Source organism: Arthrobacter sp. TE26545, from assembly GCF_056279005.1.
Genome location: NZ_JBWBQM010000001.1, coordinates 1,855,090 through 1,870,594 on the forward strand (window position 1 = coordinate 1,855,090; position 15,505 = coordinate 1,870,594).

The following is a 15,505-nucleotide window of genomic DNA, read 5'->3' on the forward strand; positions in this document are numbered from 1 at the left end:
GGCCATGCTTCCAGAGTACTCCCGGCGGCGCTCCTATTCCCCGGCTACTGTGCGCACGAAATCCGCGCTCGGACCCGAATGGACGGCCCTCATCCGCTCAAACACGCCAATCCCTTCCTTCCCGGGCCAGTCCCCGGGAAGGAATTCCGGTGGCAGCCCAGGATCGAGGTACGGAATGACCCGCCAACTGTCGATGCACCGGACATACGCGGCAAAGGCCCCGGCAGACGGTGGTGAACCGTGACGGGCAGAAGGGTCCAGGATGGCAGCCCATTCCCCGATGAAGTCCCGGTGCAGGGCCGCGACCGCGTCGAGATCCCACCACTGTGCTGCCGCCTCCCGGAGGCTGCCGCCGGTCCGGTCTGCCCCGGGCATCGGGGTGTCCGTGATGAAGAGCGTGGCCTGATCCCGGAGCCCCAGCCCGTCCAGGACCTCCACGATTTCGGCCTGCCGGAAGGCCGGAGCGATCCATAGCCCCGCTGCCACCGTTCCACAGCCGGTCCAGTGCAAGCGGCGCCTGAGCTGGTGTCGCTTCTCCCGTTCAGTCTCGGGGATGGAAAAGGACACCAGGCACCAGCGGTCGCCGTCGGCCATGGCCTGCGGCGCAAAGATCCGGCTGTCTCCGCGGGACAGCATCGTCGCGGCGTCGGGGGTCAGCCCGTAACCGGCGATGCCGTCCCGCGGCTGCTGCTCCAGGACTGCCTTCTTCTTCAGGCGGCTGAGCGCGGTCCGGGTCACCGCGGCAGGCACCTCCAGCGCCTCCATGAGGCGCAGGAAGGCCGACGCCGGCAGCCAGCCGCCGGCGTCGCGCAGGTACAGGCCGATCACCGTCCGCAGCAGGGAGGTAGTGCTCCCGGGGCGGGAGTCGACGTCGTCGAGGAAGGTGCTCACGAGAGCCCGAGCAGCACTTCGCGGATGGAGCGGATGCCGTGCTCGAGTTCCGCGAAGCCCGTGCTGAGCGGCGACAGGCCGATCCGGAGGCCGTGGGGCGGCCGGAAATCCGGGATGACACCGCGTTCCCAGAGCAACTGCGTGACTTCGGCGAAACGGGGGTGGTCCACGGTGATGTGCGAACCGCGTTCGGCGGCGTCCCGGGGGCTGGCCACTTCTGCCCCGAGGGGCACCAGGAGGGCATCCGCCAGTTCCAGTGCGTATTCGGTCAGCTTGACGGATTTCTCCCGGACGGCGTCCATGCCCACGGAGGCGATGAGCTCCACCATGTCCTTCAGCGGCTGCATCGCGAGAATGGGCGGGGTGCCGGTGATGAAGCGGCGGAGGTTGTCCGCGGGCCGGTAGCTTTCCGTCATCCCGAAGGGATCGTGCGCACCCATCCAGCCCCAGATGGGCTGCTGGAGCTGGCCCTGGAGCGCGCTGTTCACGTACGCGAAGGCGGGGGAGCCCGGGCCGCCGTTGAGGTATTTGTAGGTGCAGCCGACGGCGAGGTCCACGCCCCAGGCGTCCAGTTCCAGCGGGACCGAGCCCACGGAGTGGCACAGGTCCCACAGCATCAGCGCGCCGGCTTCGTGCACCAGTGCGGTGATGGCGGGTGCGTCGGCAAGGAAGCCGGAGCGGTAGGCGACGTGGCTGAGGACAACGACGGCGGTCCGTTCGTTGAGCAGCTCCGTCAGGTCCTCGGGGCGGACACCGCTGGCCGGGCGGGATTCCACCCAGCGGATGGTCGCGTTCCGCTCCGCGGCGATGCCCTCGATGATGAAGCGGTCGGTGGGGAAGTTGTCCCGGTCCACGATGATCTCGTCGCGGCCCGGACGGGCATCGACCGCCGCCCGGATCAGCTTGTACAAGAGCACCGAGGTGGAGTCGCCGATGAAGGCCTGGCCGGGGGCGGCACCAAGCACCACCTCGCCCAGACGGTCGCCGACCGCCAGGGGCTCGTCCATCCACTTCTCATCCCAGCCCCGGATAAGCCGGCTGCCCCAGGCATCCTCCACGAAGCGTGGGAGTTTTTCCGCCGTGGCCTTCAGCGGCCTGCCCAGCGAATTGCCGTCCAGGTATGCAGAGAGCTGGGCGGTGTCCGGGCTGTAGAAGAGCTCGCGGCAGCCGGCCAGCGGATCGGCATTGTCCAGCGCAGCCGAGTCCAGGACGGCCGAGGCGGCGGAAACGGGGACGCCCTGCCCTGCGGTGTCCGGTTCTGCGTTGAGTTTGGGTTCCGTGCTCAATGGATGCTCCTCACGTGGGCTCAGGGTGCGGCGCGAACGGCCGCCTGCACAGCAGGATAACACCAACGTGACGATCGTTTCGATAGTGAAATACGTGGATCTTGTCCTGCATGCCGGAAAGCCATTGCGGCCTGTTCTCCATGCCATGCCCGCGTTACTGTGGGACTGCCGGCGGGTGCGGCAGGCGCGGCCTCCGGCTGCAGGAGCCGCTATGTCCCGGGTGTCGTTGTACCTCGACGTCGATGGTGTCGTCAGTCCCTTCGCCGTGCAGGGCAGGACCAGTTGGGGGAGCGATTGGGCGCTGGCCGACGCCGGAGTCCTGGAGGTGGCGTTCGCGCCGGAACTGGTGGCCAAGCTGAATGTCCTGTCCCGGCGGCCGGGTGCGCGCTTTGTGTGGTTGACCACATGGGAGCGTCTTGCTCCCCAGTTCCTGTGTCCGGCCATCAAGCTTGACGGGCGGGATTGGCCCGTCCTCTCCAGCGCCGGGCGGGAGCTGTCGCCGGACTGGTGGAAGCTGGACGCGATCCGCGGCGACGTCGCCCGCAATCCGGCGGATCGCCTTGTCTGGCTGGACGACCAGCTGGACAGCGAGCCGCGGGCGCTGGCCTGGGCAGACGCCTGGGGCGGCCGGATGCTGCACATTTCCCCCGATCCGCGCAAGGGCCTGACGCCCGACGACCTGGACGCCGTCGAGGCTTTCCTTTGAACCGGAATCCGCCGCCGGAGTGTTTTGACCTGCCCCCGATGCAACGTAGGATTCTTAAGGTTTCATGCTGGCCACGGAAGGCCTCCGCAAGGACAGGCAGGTGTACATCTGTTGAACATGCGGTGTGGCAGGCGCGGGGAGTGGAACTGCTGAACGTCGACTCTGCAGATTGGGCAACCAGGTGGAAATCACCTTCATGGTCGCGCTTGTCATAGCGCTGGCCTTATTTTTTGACTTCACCAACGGCTTCCACGACACCGCCAACGCGATGGCCACGCCCATCGCCACCGGCGCCATCAAGCCCAAGGCAGCGGTGGCGCTGGCCGCTGTGCTGAACCTGGTCGGCGCCTTCCTGTCCACCGAGGTCGCCAAGACAATCTCGGGCGGGCTCATCCGGGAGGGCGCAGACGGCATCCACATCACCCCGGAGATCATCTTCGCGGGCCTCATGGGCGCGATCCTCTGGAACATGTTCACCTGGCTCAAGGGCCTGCCGTCCAGCTCTTCGCATGCACTGTTCGGCGGACTCATCGGCGCGGCGATCGTCGGCATCGGCCTGCATTCGGTGAACTTCGAAACCGTGCTGCTCAAGGTGATCATGCCGGCCGTGTTCGCCCCGGTGATCGCCGGTGCGGTGGCCTACGTCTGCACGCGCCTCGCCTACGCCCTGACCTCCCGGCACGACCCGGAGACCGGTGACAAGCTCACCCAGAAGCGCGGCGGTTTCCGCACCGGCCAGATCTTCACCTCCAGCCTCGTGGCGCTGGCCCACGGCACCAACGACGCCCAGAAGACCATGGGCATCATCACCCTGGTGCTCATCTCCGCGGGTACCCAGGCGACCGGCAGCGGCCCGCAGTTCTGGGTGATCGCGGCCTGTGCCTTCGCCATCGCCATCGGTACCTATGCAGGTGGCTGGCGAATCATCCGCACCATGGGCTCCGGCCTCACGGAGGTCAAGCCCGCGCAGGGCTTCTCCGCGGAATCCAGCACCGCCTCGGCCATCCTCGCCTCCTCCCACCTCGGTTTCGCCCTTTCCACGACGCAGGTCGCCTCCGGGTCCGTCATCGGCTCCGGCCTCGGACGGAGGGGCACCACCGTACGCTGGGGCATGGTGGGCCGCATCGCCATCGGCTGGCTGCTGACCCTGCCGGCCGCCGCCGTCGTCGGTGCCCTTACCGCCCTGCTGGTAGGCGTCGGCACCGTGGGTGTGGTGATCGCCGCCGTGGTGGGCACCGCCGTCGTGATCTTCATGTTCCTGTACTCAAGGAAGTCGCACGTGGGCCACCACAACGCCGTGGAGGTCGAAGAGGCCGGAACGGCCGTCAGGTTCCAGAAGAAGAAGTCCGCCCGCAAGAAGGCAGCGGAGAACAAGAGCAAGGACGCCAAGCGATGAAGTGGTTGGAACTGCTGCAGGTTGCCGGAGCCACCCTGGTCTCCGCCGTGGTCCTGGTGGTCCTGTACTCCCTCGGCGTGCGCCTCACGGCAGTGGCCGGCGACGTCGAGAACAAGTCGCCGGTGCTGGTGCGTTCCCTGGCCTACCTGTGCTTCGCCGCATGCGGCGCCGCCGTACTCTTCGGCATCTACCTGATCGTGCCCTACTTCGGCAAGTAGCCCGCCGGCCCGGGCAGGCTCTGGCCGTTCAGTCCATTCGGGAGAATAATCGGCTGTGTAGCTGCGCAAGCTGACTGGCCGCCTTTCCCGGGGGCCATTGCGCCGCCCTGGGGCAGGTGTGGGGCCATGTTCGGACGGCTGAAACTGAACGGCACTTCCGGGACGATCCTTCCGGTGATCCTGGCTGCCTTTGCGCTGGTTTCCTGCGGCCCGCCGGCTGGATCGGAAAGCACCGGCGCTCAGCAGACGCCCGCCCTGACTTCTCCCAGCGTCCCGGCAAGCAGCGACCCGGCGCCGATGGAGCCTACCGTCCGGCCTGTTCCCGGCCCGCCTGCCCCCGATGTTCCGCCGCCCGCAGCGGCACCGGTGGTCCGGTGGATACCGATCGGCCCCGTCGGCCCCAACGATCCCCAGGAAGGGCGGATGTACCTGTTCGCCCAGGGCCGCGACTGCGACCAGCTTCGCGACGGCGTGGACGGCACCGCGTTCAAGGACGTGTGGCGTGCCGCCGGGGCCGTCTGCTATGCGCTGCGGGACGGGACCGCCGCGCGCTGGCAGGACGCGGCGACGGCGGTGGCCGCCGTCCAAGCGCCACCTGAGGGCCGCTGCCTGGAACTGGCCGTCCTCGCCGTGGCCCGCAGCGCCGTCGACTACCACAATGCGAACCCCGGAACCGCGGTCCCGCTGGAGCCGGGCAGCGGGGAAGCCTGCCCGCGGCGGCTCAGCGGACTGACGGTGGTCGACGAGAATTTCGTCCCCGTGCCGGGCCTCAGCCGCCCCTCCGGTCCGCGATCCGGAGGCACCTGGGTCCGGCTGGACGGCTACTACGTACGGGTCTCGGAAATCCGGATCGACGGCCAGGACTCGGGCGTGGAAACCCGCACCGACGGCGACTATTTCCCGGTCTACTTCAAGACGCCACCAGCCGGCGACAAGGACTCGATCACCGTCTCGATCACCGACACCCTGGACGCGCCCGGTGAAGTGCAGTTCTTCTACGACGACGCCGCTCCCACCGGCGGCGCAGGCGGCTCCGCCACGCCTTCCGGGACGGAACCGCCCGAGCCCGCGAGCCCCGGACCGTCCGGGAGCACAGGCAGCACGGATACCCCGTGAGCGGCACGACTGCAGGGACGGGAGCCCCGGACGCCAGAGCCAACGGCGCCCGAGCCAACGACGCCGGAGTGCCGGAATCCGGCGCGCTGGACTCCGGTGCGGCGGATTCGGGTGCACAGGCGGGCGACAGTGGGCTGCTTGACACCCGCTGGCAGCGCACCTTGGAGGTCCTCTCGGTCATCGGCCCGCCGCTCACGGTGGCGACGGCCCTCCTGGTCTACTTCGGCTGGGCACGCAGCGACGCGCAGGCCAAGTCCATGGGCCTGGACGTGAGTCTTTTCGGCTACACCGTGCAGGACTTCATCCTGCGAAGCATCCAGTCGCTGTTCCGTCCGCTTGCCTGGCTTGCGCTCATCGGACTCGCGTGGCTTATGGCGGACCGCGCGCTCAGCAAAGTCATCGCGGGAGGCCGCTATCGGCGGGCCCTCGGACGTGGGGCCGCAGTCCTGGCCGCGGGCGGCTACCTGTTCGCCGCCGCCATGTGGATCCTCACCGTAACCCAGCCGGACCGCACCCTCCTCTACGTTCCCTATCTGATCGCCGGCGGCCTGCTGCTCGGCAGCTGGGGAGTTGCCCTGCGCCGGCGCGTGGCGCAATACGCTGCGCGCAGCCCGATCCTGACCCCGCGCGGACTGGAGCGCGCCTTCATGTTCATCCTGGTGACCTTGCTGCTGTTCTGGGGCACTGCCGACTATGCCCAGGCGCTCGGCCGCGGTGCCGCCGTCGACTACCAGGAACGGTCCGCGCTGCTGCCCACCGCCGTCGTCTACAGCAAGGAGCGGCTCGCCGTCTCGGCGCCGAACGTACTCGAGTCCTCTGCCGGCACCACCGCCGCGCCGCTCTACCGCTACAGCGGGCTGCGCCTGCTGGTCGTCAGCGGCGGCCGGATCTTCCTGCTCAACGACGGTTGGACCCTGAACGACGGCCGCGTGGTGGTGCTTCCCGACAACGGCAGCGTCCGGGTCGAGTACGGCAATCCCGCCTCTGGGAACCCCGCACCGCGGTAAGTACGCTGGGGCCATGTCCGATTTCCAGTACTACGTTGCATCGTCCCTCGACGGCTTCATCGCCACCCCCGACGACGACCTTGGCTGGCTCCTCCAGTTCGACAGCACCGAAGGTGTGGGCGAGGGCTACGTGGAGTTCATGGCCGGCGTCGGCTGCGTGGTCATGGGCGGCCAGACCTACCGCTGGCTGCTGCAGCACGAACCCGGCAAGTGGCCCTACCCGGACCTGCCCTGCTGGATCTTCACCCACCGCGAATACTCGGCGCCCGAGGGGGCGGACATCACCTTCGTCCGCGGCGACGTCGCCGAATTCGCGCAGGACCTGATCGACAGCGCGGCTGGTCGGAACGTGTGGCTGGTGGGCGGCGGGGACCTGGTGGCCCAGTTCGCGCGGGCGGGGCTGCTGGATGAGATCATCGTCACGCTGATTCCGGTGGCGCTCGGCTCGGGCAAGCAGCTGCTTCCCGTTGACGGCCCGACGGCGCCGCTTGAGTTGCTCTCTTCCCGCACCATCGGCGGGGCCGCCGTGGAGCTCCGGTACAGGCTTCCGGGCAGGAACGCCGGCTAGCATCCCGGGCGGCGCAGCCGCCTGCCCGCTCAGCGGCCCCGGTTGTCCCGGATCATGTTGGTGATACGCGCGGTAGACAGGCGCCGGCCGGCCGCGTCCGTCATGACGATCTCGTGCGTGGCGAGGGTGCCGCCGAGGTGGATCGCCGTGCAGGTCCCCGTGACAAGGCCGGCAGCGACCGAACGGTGGTGAGTGGCTCCAACTTCGATCCCGACGGCGTGGCGTCCGGGCCCGGCATGCAGGGAGGCCGCGAAGGAGCCGAGGGTCTCCGCCAGCACCACATGGGCGCCGCCGTGCAGGATCCCGGCCACCTGGGTGTTTCCTTCCACCGGCATGGTGGCGACGGACCGCTCCGGCCCCAGTTCCAGGAACCTGATACCCATCTTCACTACGAGCGCACCCACTCCGAAGCGATCCAGCCAGCCGTGATACTCCTGCGGAACACCGGCGGCGATGAGTTCCTCGGTGAACCGGCCCGGCGTGAAATTGTCCATCATGGCAACTAGGCTGGCACCTGTGAGCGAAACAACCAAACCGGCCGGTACCGTCGAAAACCAGGCCATCGAAGACACAGCCATCGAAATCTCTGCCGCCGGGGCCGCAACCCTTCCGGACGCTGTTCCGGGAACGGCGTCCGGCGGCCGGTCCCGGCTCCTGGTGCTTGACGGCCACTCGATGGCGTTCCGGGCCTTCTATGCACTCCCGGCCGAAAATTTCGCCACCTCCGCAGGCCAGCACACCAACGCCGTCCACGGCTTCACGTCAATGCTGATCAACCTGATCCGGGACCAGAAACCCACCCACGTCGCCGTTGCCTTCGACGTTTCGGACGACACCACGTTCCGCAAGGCCGAATACAGCGAGTACAAGGGCGGCCGCAACGAGACCCCGGCAGAGTTCGGCGGCCAGATCGGCCTCATCGAACGGGTCATGCACGCCTGGGGCATCAAGACCATCAAGATGCCCGGCTACGAAGCCGATGACATCCTTGCCACGCTCGCAGCCCAGGGCGAGGCGGCCGGTTTCGAAGTGCTCCTCGTCTCCGGGGACCGCGACTCCTTCCAGCTCATCACCGACAACGTCTTCGTCCTCTACCCGAGGAAGGGCGTTTCCGATATCCCGCGCATGGACGCCGCGGCCATCGAGGAAAAGTACTTCGTCACGCCGTCCCGCTACTCGGACCTCGCCGCCCTGGTGGGGGAGTCCGCGGACAACCTCGCCGGCGTCCCCGGCGTCGGCCCCAAGACCGCAGCGAAGTGGATCAACCTCTACGGCGGTCTGGAGGGGATCCTGGAGAACCTGGACGCGATCGGCGGAAAGGTGGGCGGGGCACTGCGCGAGAACATCGAGGCAGTCAAGCGGAACCGCCGCCTCAACCGCCTGCTGACGGACCTCGACCTCCCGGTCAGCCTGCAGGAGCTCGCCGAACCGCGGCCCGCCCGCCAGGCCATCGAAGAGCTCTTCGACGAGCTTGAATTCAAGACCCTCCGCACCCGGCTGTTCGACCTCTACGGTGACGACACCGCCGGTGCAGCGCCGGACACCATCGAAGCCCCGGAATTCGCCGTCCTGGAGGACGCGGCGGAACTGCAGGCCTTCTTCGCTGCCGGGGCCGGGATGCGTTCGGCCGTGGCCGTGCAGATGGTTCCCGGCCGGATCGGGAACGACGCCGAAGCCCTCGCCGTCGTGCGCGGCAACGGGGCCGCCTTCGTGGAACTGCCCAGGCTCGACGCCGCCGCTGAGGCCGTGGTCGCAGGATGGCTGAAGGACCCCGAAGAAGCCAAGGTGATGCACGAGTTCAAGGCCGCCCTGAAGGCCCTGCACCATCGCGGGCTCGGCCTTGAAGGCGTGGTCGATGACACCTCGATTTCCGGCTACCTGATCGAACCGGACCGGCGCAGCTACGACCTCCCGGAACTTGCCCAGCACCACCTGAAGATCACCCTGGCAAGCGGGGCGTCCGCGTCAGGGCAGCTCGAACTCGACCTCGGCGACGGCCCGGACGGCGCCGCCGCCACCGAACTGGTGCGGCAGGCCGCCGTCGTGCACACCCTCAGCAAGCACTTCGAAAAGGAACTCAGCGACCGCCAGGCCGGTGCGCTGCTGACCACCCTCGAACTGCCTGTCGCACGCGTGCTGGCGGCCATGGAGCTTGCCGGCATCGGCGTGTCCACGGACCGCATGAACGAACAGCTCGCCGACCTCTCCAAGGTGGTCCAGCACGCCCAGGAGCAGGCGTTCGCCGCGATCGGCCATGAAGTGAACCTGGGTTCGCCCAAGCAGCTGCAGACGGTGCTCTTCGAGGAACTCGGACTGCCGAAGACCAAGAAGATCAAGTCCGGTTACACCACGGACGCCGCCTCCCTGAAGGCCCTCCTGGAGAAGACCGGTCACGAATTCCTGGTCCAGCTCATGGCGCACCGCGAGTCGTCCAAGCTCGCCCAGATGGTGGAGACCCTCAAGAAGTCCGTGGCCGAGGACGGCCGCATCCATACGGACTACGCCCAGAACGTCGCTGCCACCGGACGTATCTCCTCGAACAACCCGAACCTGCAGAACATCCCGGTCCGCAGCGAGGAAGGCCGCCGCGTCCGCGGGATCTTCGTGGTCAGCGAAGGCTATGAATGCCTGCTCTCCGCCGACTACTCCCAGATCGAAATGCGCATCATGGCCCACCTTTCCGGGGACGAAGGACTGATCCAGGCCTACAAGGAGGGCGAAGACCTGCACCGCTACGTCGGTTCGCACATCTTCAACGTGGCACCCGAAGACGTCACCAGCGCCATGCGCTCCAAGGTCAAGGCGATGTCCTACGGCCTCGCGTACGGCCTGACCTCCTTCGGCCTGTCCAAGCAGCTGGAAATCTCGGTGGACGAGGCCCGCTCGCTCATGAAGGACTACTTCGACCGTTTCGGTGCGGTGCGCGATTACCTGCGGGGCGTCGTCGAACAGGCCCGCATCGACGGCTACACTTCCACCATCGAAGGCCGCCGCCGCTACCTGCCGGACCTCACCAGCACCAACCGGCAGCACCGCGAATTGGCCGAACGCATCGCCCTGAACTCACCCATCCAGGGATCGGCCGCGGACATCATCAAACGCGCCATGCTTGGCGTCTCCGCGGAACTGGCTGGCCAGGGCCTGAAGTCGCGCATGCTCCTGCAGGTCCACGACGAACTCGTCCTCGAGGTCGCCCCGGGCGAGCGGGAAGCCGTGGAGCAGTTGGTGGGGGCGCAGATGGGGTCGGCGGCAGAGCTGAGCGTCCCGCTGGACGTCCAGATCGGCGTCGGGACCAGCTGGCACGACGCCGGCCACTGAGGCCGCTTCAACGGAACCGCACGCAGGGCGCGCCGCCGGTATGGTGGCGCGCCCTGCTGCGTCTGGTTAGCGCCTAACCGCCTCCCAAAGCTCGCTTCGCTCACTTCGGGGCCCTCGGCGGTTAGGCTTGGGCGCGTGGCAGATCCCAATGAAAACTACGTCATCGAACGATTCCGATCCGCGCCCAGGGACCAACCCGGCTACCGCCAGGCACGCGACTGGATCCGAGCCGTCGGGCACGGCTTCCACGATGAACACCGCGCCGACGAACACATCGACAAGATCATCGAATTGCACCTGGCCGACGGCCGGGAACTGACAGGGGCCTACCTGAAGGGCGGCACGCCGTCCCATGCGCTGGACGCCGCGTACCCGGTGGCGACGTTCGGCAGCTTCGAAAAGGAGCTGAACATCGGCTTCGGCCGGCAGCTGCGCACGCACCTGATCACTTCCGTCACGGTCCGCGGCACCCACCGCCGCAAGGGCCTGTTGCGGCGGATGATGGAGGGCGACCTGGCGGCGGCGAAGGCTGCCGGGACCACGATGGCCGCGTTGACCGCCTCCGAGGCTTCGATCTACGGCCGCTTCGGCTTCGGCGTCGCCACCTTCGAACGGAGCATCAAGGTGGACACCGGCCCGAAGTTCCGGCTCCGCCATGAGCCCGTGGGCAGCGTGGAGATCGCTGACCCCGCGGTGCTGCTGGAACTGGCCCCCGCCCTCTTCGATCAGGCCCACCGCCGCACCCCGGGATCGATCGTGCGGCAGGACTTCTACCGCAACCACGTCTCAGGGACGCTCGGCCGCGACGGCAAGGAAGACCGGGCGGTCAAGGCGGCTTTACACTACGACGCCGACGGCGCCGTGGACGGGTACGTCTCCTACAAATTCGCCGGCTGGGACAGCAAGCCCTACACGGTGGAGGTGCTGGACATCGTGGCCGGCACGGACGCCGCCTACCTGGAGCTGTGGCAGTTCCTGGGCAGCATCGACCTCGTGGAACAGGTCAGCTGGCAGGACGCGCCCGTCGACGACCCGCTGGCCTGGGCCCTGGCAGACCCGCGCTGCGTTACGGATTCGGACCACCGGGACATGCTGTGGCTGCGGATCCTCGACGTTGCCGGGGCTCTTTCGGCCAGGAGCTACGCCGGCAGCGGCCGGCTGGTGCTCGACGTCAGCGACGGGCTTGGCCACGCCGAGGGCCGCTGGGTACTGGACGCCGCGGAGAACCGGGCCACGGTGGTTCCCGCGCCGGCGGGCGCTGCACCGGACCTGTCCCTCGACGTCGCGGACCTCGGCTCGATCTACCTCGGCGCAGTCAGCCCGCTGACCCTGCTGGCCGCCGGTCGGATCCGGGAGCACACGCCGGGTGCCGCGTTCCGCGCCCGGCAGCTCTTCGCCGTCGAACGTCCCGCGCACTGCGCCACCCACTTCTAGATAGCCACTTCCGGCACCACCTCCCGCTCCAGCGGGCCATAACAGAACAGGAATCCATGGGGGACTCCATCGTCGGCGGCACCGGAACCGGTGCCCGACACATCGCGGCCGGGCGCCGCACCGTACTTCTTGCTGCCGCCGGGCTGGCGGCCACGGCGCTCGGCGCCTGCGCCGGCACGACCGAAAGCGGCACGACCGAAAGCCTGCCGGCTGCCCCGACTCCGGGGGAGCCCGGCAGTCCGGGAACCGCACACGCCGGGCCGAACACCACGGCTCTGACCGGCGGGGCCCCGAACGGCACGGCCCGCCGCGCAAGCAGTCTCCCGTCGCGCGCTGCCATCATCGCCCGTTTCGGGGACCGGCAGCCTACGGAATGGGGCATGGAAGTGCGCGGGGTCGCTACCCGCAGCAAGTCCAGGAAAGCCGTCCTCACCTTCGACGCTTGCGGTGGTCCCGGGGGAGCGGCGTGCGACGAGCGGCTCCTCGACACCCTTCGCGGACTAAGGGTCCCCGCCACGCTGTTCCTCAACGGGCGCTGGGTCGCGGCCAACCCGGAGCGCGCCGCCGCCCTTGCAGCGGATCCCCTCTTCGAACTGGCGAACCACGGCGCAGTGCACCGTCCGCTCTCAGTGGACGGACGCGAGGCCTACGGGATTCCCGGGACCGCGAACGTCGGCGAGGTGTATGACGAACTGACGGGCGCGAAGGCCGTGCTGGAGAAGCTGAGCGGCAAACCCTGCGGGTTCTTCCGCTCGGGAACGGCCCATTACGACGACGTCGCAGCCGCCATCGCGCGGCGGCTCGGCCAGGTGCCGGTGAACTTCAGCGTGAACGGCGACGGCGGGGCAACCTTCAGCGCCGGGCAGGTCGCCGCCGAACTGGCCGGGGTGCGGGGCGGCGACATCGTGATTTCGCACTTCAACCACCCTGGCAGCGGCACGGCTGCCGGCTACGCGGCGGCTTTGCCCCGCCTGCTGGACCGGGGCGTGGTCTTCGCACGCCTTGGCGAGGTGGGCGGGCTCCTGAGGTAACCGGCTGCCGCGGCGGCGCCGATTTTGACCCTTGTTGGCGCGTGCGACTAGAATGAACGGGCGTGTACTACGTGCACGCGATCAATACAATCCACAATTCAGGATGACCCGGCCTTGTGCTGTGTCCCGAAGCCCGGAACGGGAAGCGGGCGGTTTGCCTGACCGACATACTATCCACAACGGAGCCCCTACTACATGACCATCACCTCCACCGAGAAGCCCGGTACCCCCGTAGTCGCCATTAACGACATCGGTACCGCCGAGGACTTCCTCGCAGCTGTCGACGCCACCATCAAGTACTTCAACGACGGTGACCTCGTCGAAGGTACCGTCGTCAAGGTCGACCGCGACGAAGTTCTGCTCGACATCGGTTACAAGACCGAAGGTGTCATCCCCTCCCGCGAGCTTTCCATCAAGCACGATGTTGACCCGGGCGACGTTGTCGCCGTCGGCGATCAGGTCGAAGCCCTGGTGCTCACCAAGGAAGACAAAGAAGGCCGCCTGATCCTCTCCAAGAAGCGTGCTCAGTACGAGCGCGCCTGGGGCGACATCGAGAAGGTCAAGGAAGAAGACGGTGTCGTCACCGGTACCGTCATCGAGGTCGTCAAGGGTGGTCTTATCCTCGACATCGGCCTGCGCGGCTTCCTCCCCGCATCCCTCGTCGAAATGCGCCGCGTGCGCGACCTGGCTCCGTACATCGGTCAGCAGATCGAAGCCAAGATCATCGAGCTGGACAAGAACCGCAACAACGTTGTGCTGTCCCGCCGTGCATGGCTCGAGCAGACCCAGTCCGAGGTGCGCTCCACCTTCCTCAACAAGCTGGAAAAGGGCCAGGTCCGTCCCGGCGTCGTTTCCTCCATCGTCAACTTCGGTGCCTTCGTGGACCTGGGCGGCGTAGACGGCCTGGTTCACGTTTCCGAGCTGTCCTGGAAGCACATCGACCACCCGTCCGAGGTTGTCGAGGTCGGCCAGGAAGTCACCGTCGAGGTCCTCGAAGTGGATCTGGACCGCGAGCGTGTCTCCCTGTCCCTCAAGGCTACGCAGGAAGACCCGTGGCAGACCTTCGCCCGCACCCACGCCCTCGGCCAGGTTGTTCCGGGTAAGGTCACCAAGCTCGTTCCGTTCGGTGCGTTCGTTCGCGTCGAAGACGGCATCGAAGGCCTGGTCCACATCTCCGAGCTGGCTGTCCGCCACGTTGAACTGGCTGAGCAGGTTGTCTCCGTTGGCGACGAACTGTTCGTCAAGGTCATCGACATCGACCTCGAGCGCCGCCGCATCTCCCTCTCCCTCAAGCAGGCGAACGAGGGCGTTGACGCCGACAGCACCGAGTTCGACCCGGCTCTGTACGGCATGGCTGCCGAGTACGACGAAGAGGGCAACTACAAGTACCCCGAAGGCTTCGACCCCGAGTCCAACGAATGGCTCGAAGGCTACGAAGCACAGCGCGCCGCATGGGAGCAGCAGTACGCTGACGCCCAGGCACGTTGGGAAGCCCACAAGAAGCAGGTTGCACAGCACGCTGCTGACGACGCCGCTGCCGCCGCTTCCGGCGACAACGAGTCTGCTGCCACCAGCTACTCCTCCGAGCCGGCTGCTTCCGAGGTTTCCTCGGGTACCCTGGCTTCGGACGAGGCCCTCGCCGCACTGCGCGAGAAGCTCACCGGCAACTAATTCCGCTTTCCCGCACGGGAACAGCTGAATAGCCACGAAGGCGCCCCCTCCAGTTGGAGGGGGCGCCTTCCGTTTAAGGTCCGTGCGTGGTCACTTACGGACATGTCCAGTGCACGTGCTTGCAGATGGACATAACCCGTTATGTCCATCGCCGACTTCAGAAACCGGACATGTCCAAGCTGCGATCGATCCATTCCGTCCCCTGCGGCAGCAGCCCCGCGCTGCCTGCCGTCAGCGCGGCCAGGCGGGCACCGGCGTCGGCGATGTCCGCCGCGTTGTCCGGCAAGGCGAGCCGCAGCACGGTGTGCTCGGCCTCGTAGCTGCTGTCCGCCATGACGAATCCCGCGGCCCGCAGCTCGTTCTCCAGGCGCCCGGCCTGGGCATGGGGGACGGGCACTGCGCAGATCCGGAGCCGGCTCCGCCGGACCAGCGGGGCGGCGTCCAGCGCGGAGGACACTGATTCGGAATAGGCGCGCACCAGTCCGCCGGCGCCCAGGAGGATGCCGCCGAAATAGCGCACGACGACGGCGCTCACGTCGCTGAGGTCGCTCACCCCGGGCAGGGTCTCCCGTTTGACCAAGGCCTCCAGCATGGGAATCCCGGCCGTGCCGGAAGGTTCGCCGTCGTCGCTGGAGCGCTGCACGTCTCGGTCCGGTCCCAGGACGAAGGCCGAGCAGTGGTGCCGGGCGTCATGGAATTCCTTGCGCAGCTCAGCCACGAGGGAACGCGCCGCGTCCTCGTCCATGGCACGGCGCAGCACGGTGATGAAGCGGGAACGCTTGATTTCGAGTTCATGGCGGAGATCGCTGCCGGCTGCCAGCGTCGTGTACGCGGTGGCCCGGCTCTCTTGTTCTGGCACTGAG

At 67.7% G+C, this 15,505-nt stretch carries 14 protein-coding genes; 10 read left to right on the forward strand and 4 right to left on the reverse strand.

The genetic code is table 11. From position 1 onward, the window contains the following. Positions 1–33 precede the first annotated feature (33 nt). Complete coding sequence (locus ACZ9CK_RS08255; RefSeq protein ID WP_476049736.1) at positions 34–891, reverse strand: PaaX family transcriptional regulator; 858 nt, start codon at positions 889–891, stop codon at positions 34–36. Then, entirely contained in the window at positions 888–2,099 is a 1,212-nt protein-coding gene (locus ACZ9CK_RS08260) for a kynureninase (protein WP_476050877.1), read from the reverse strand. The genes ACZ9CK_RS08255 and ACZ9CK_RS08260 overlap by 4 nt, the downstream gene beginning before the upstream one ends. Before the next feature lie 289 nt (positions 2,100–2,388). Between ACZ9CK_RS08260 and ACZ9CK_RS08265 the strand changes: the two genes are divergently transcribed. The 6 genes from ACZ9CK_RS08265 (at position 2,389) to ACZ9CK_RS08290 (ending at position 7,188) form a co-directional block, all read left to right on the forward strand. Then, on the forward strand, positions 2,389–2,883 hold the full coding sequence (locus ACZ9CK_RS08265) for an HAD domain-containing protein (protein WP_476049737.1): 495 nt from the start codon (positions 2,389–2,391) through the stop codon (positions 2,881–2,883). A 181-nt stretch (positions 2,884–3,064) separates the two neighbouring features. Next, positions 3,065–4,279, forward strand: coding sequence for an inorganic phosphate transporter (locus ACZ9CK_RS08270; protein ID WP_426303442.1), 1,215 nt, complete (start codon positions 3,065–3,067; stop codon positions 4,277–4,279). Next, the gene (locus ACZ9CK_RS08275) at positions 4,276–4,497 is read left to right on the forward strand and encodes a hypothetical protein (protein ID WP_426303339.1); all 222 of its coding nucleotides are present in this window, start codon (positions 4,276–4,278) and stop codon (positions 4,495–4,497) included. The genes ACZ9CK_RS08270 and ACZ9CK_RS08275 overlap by 4 nt, the downstream gene beginning before the upstream one ends. Positions 4,498–4,623: 126 nt before the next feature. Next, positions 4,624–5,613: a hypothetical protein gene (locus tag ACZ9CK_RS08280; RefSeq protein WP_476049738.1), complete on the forward strand. Its 990-nt coding sequence runs from the start codon at positions 4,624–4,626 to the stop codon at positions 5,611–5,613. Further along, positions 5,610–6,620, forward strand: coding sequence for a hypothetical protein (locus ACZ9CK_RS08285; RefSeq protein ID WP_476049739.1), 1,011 nt, complete (start codon positions 5,610–5,612; stop codon positions 6,618–6,620). The genes ACZ9CK_RS08280 and ACZ9CK_RS08285 overlap by 4 nt, the downstream gene beginning before the upstream one ends. Positions 6,621–6,633: 13 nt before the next feature. After that, complete coding sequence (locus tag ACZ9CK_RS08290; protein WP_476049740.1) at positions 6,634–7,188, forward strand: dihydrofolate reductase family protein; 555 nt, start codon at positions 6,634–6,636, stop codon at positions 7,186–7,188. Positions 7,189–7,217: 29 nt separating this feature from the next. Here the strand turns inward: ACZ9CK_RS08290 and ACZ9CK_RS08295 are convergent, their stop codons facing one another. Beyond that, positions 7,218–7,685 carry a hotdog fold thioesterase gene (locus ACZ9CK_RS08295; protein WP_426303343.1) on the reverse strand — a complete coding sequence of 156 codons (468 nt, stop codon included), beginning with the start codon at positions 7,683–7,685 and terminating at the stop codon, positions 7,218–7,220. Positions 7,686–7,863: 178 nt separating this feature from the next. On the opposite strand from ACZ9CK_RS08295, the gene polA reads away from it, so the two are divergent. From polA to rpsA, 4 genes are all read left to right on the forward strand, one after another. Next, complete coding sequence (gene polA, locus ACZ9CK_RS08300) at positions 7,864–10,506, forward strand: DNA polymerase I (RefSeq protein WP_476050878.1); 2,643 nt, start codon at positions 7,864–7,866, stop codon at positions 10,504–10,506. A gap of 135 nt (positions 10,507–10,641) precedes the next feature. After that, on the forward strand, positions 10,642–11,940 hold the full coding sequence (locus ACZ9CK_RS08305) for a GNAT family N-acetyltransferase (RefSeq protein ID WP_476049741.1): 1,299 nt from the start codon (positions 10,642–10,644) through the stop codon (positions 11,938–11,940). Between the two features lie 56 nt (positions 11,941–11,996). Then, on the forward strand, positions 11,997–12,971 hold the full coding sequence (locus ACZ9CK_RS08310; protein WP_476049742.1) for a polysaccharide deacetylase family protein: 975 nt from the start codon (positions 11,997–11,999) through the stop codon (positions 12,969–12,971). Between the two features lie 195 nt (positions 12,972–13,166). Beyond that, positions 13,167–14,642, forward strand: a complete 1,476-nt coding sequence (gene rpsA, locus ACZ9CK_RS08315) for a 30S ribosomal protein S1 (RefSeq protein ID WP_426303346.1) — start codon at positions 13,167–13,169, stop codon at positions 14,640–14,642. 157 nt (positions 14,643–14,799) lie between these two features. Here the strand turns inward: rpsA and ACZ9CK_RS08320 are convergent, their stop codons facing one another. After that, on the reverse strand, positions 14,800–15,501 hold the full coding sequence (locus tag ACZ9CK_RS08320) for an IMPACT family protein (protein ID WP_476049743.1): 702 nt from the start codon (positions 15,499–15,501) through the stop codon (positions 14,800–14,802). Positions 15,502–15,505 lie beyond the last annotated feature (4 nt).

Bases quoted from the DNA above. Each gene is read 5' to 3' on its own strand.
- ACZ9CK_RS08295 (WP_426303343.1), bottom strand. From the start codon at position 7,685: ATGATGGACAATTTCACGCCGGGCCGGTTCACCGAGGAACTCATCGCC.
- ACZ9CK_RS08290 (WP_476049740.1), top strand. From the start codon at position 6,634: ATGTCCGATTTCCAGTACTACGTTGCATCGTCCCTCGACGGCTTCATC.
- ACZ9CK_RS08275 (WP_426303339.1), top strand. From the start codon at position 4,276: ATGAAGTGGTTGGAACTGCTGCAGGTTGCCGGAGCCACCCTGGTCTCC.
- rpsA (WP_426303346.1), top strand. From the start codon at position 13,167: ATGACCATCACCTCCACCGAGAAGCCCGGTACCCCCGTAGTCGCCATT.
- ACZ9CK_RS08280 (WP_476049738.1), top strand. From the start codon at position 4,624: ATGTTCGGACGGCTGAAACTGAACGGCACTTCCGGGACGATCCTTCCG.
- ACZ9CK_RS08310 (WP_476049742.1), top strand. From the start codon at position 11,997: ATGGGGGACTCCATCGTCGGCGGCACCGGAACCGGTGCCCGACACATC.
- ACZ9CK_RS08265 (WP_476049737.1), top strand. From the start codon at position 2,389: ATGTCCCGGGTGTCGTTGTACCTCGACGTCGATGGTGTCGTCAGTCCC.
- polA (WP_476050878.1), top strand. From the start codon at position 7,864: ATGGCGTTCCGGGCCTTCTATGCACTCCCGGCCGAAAATTTCGCCACC.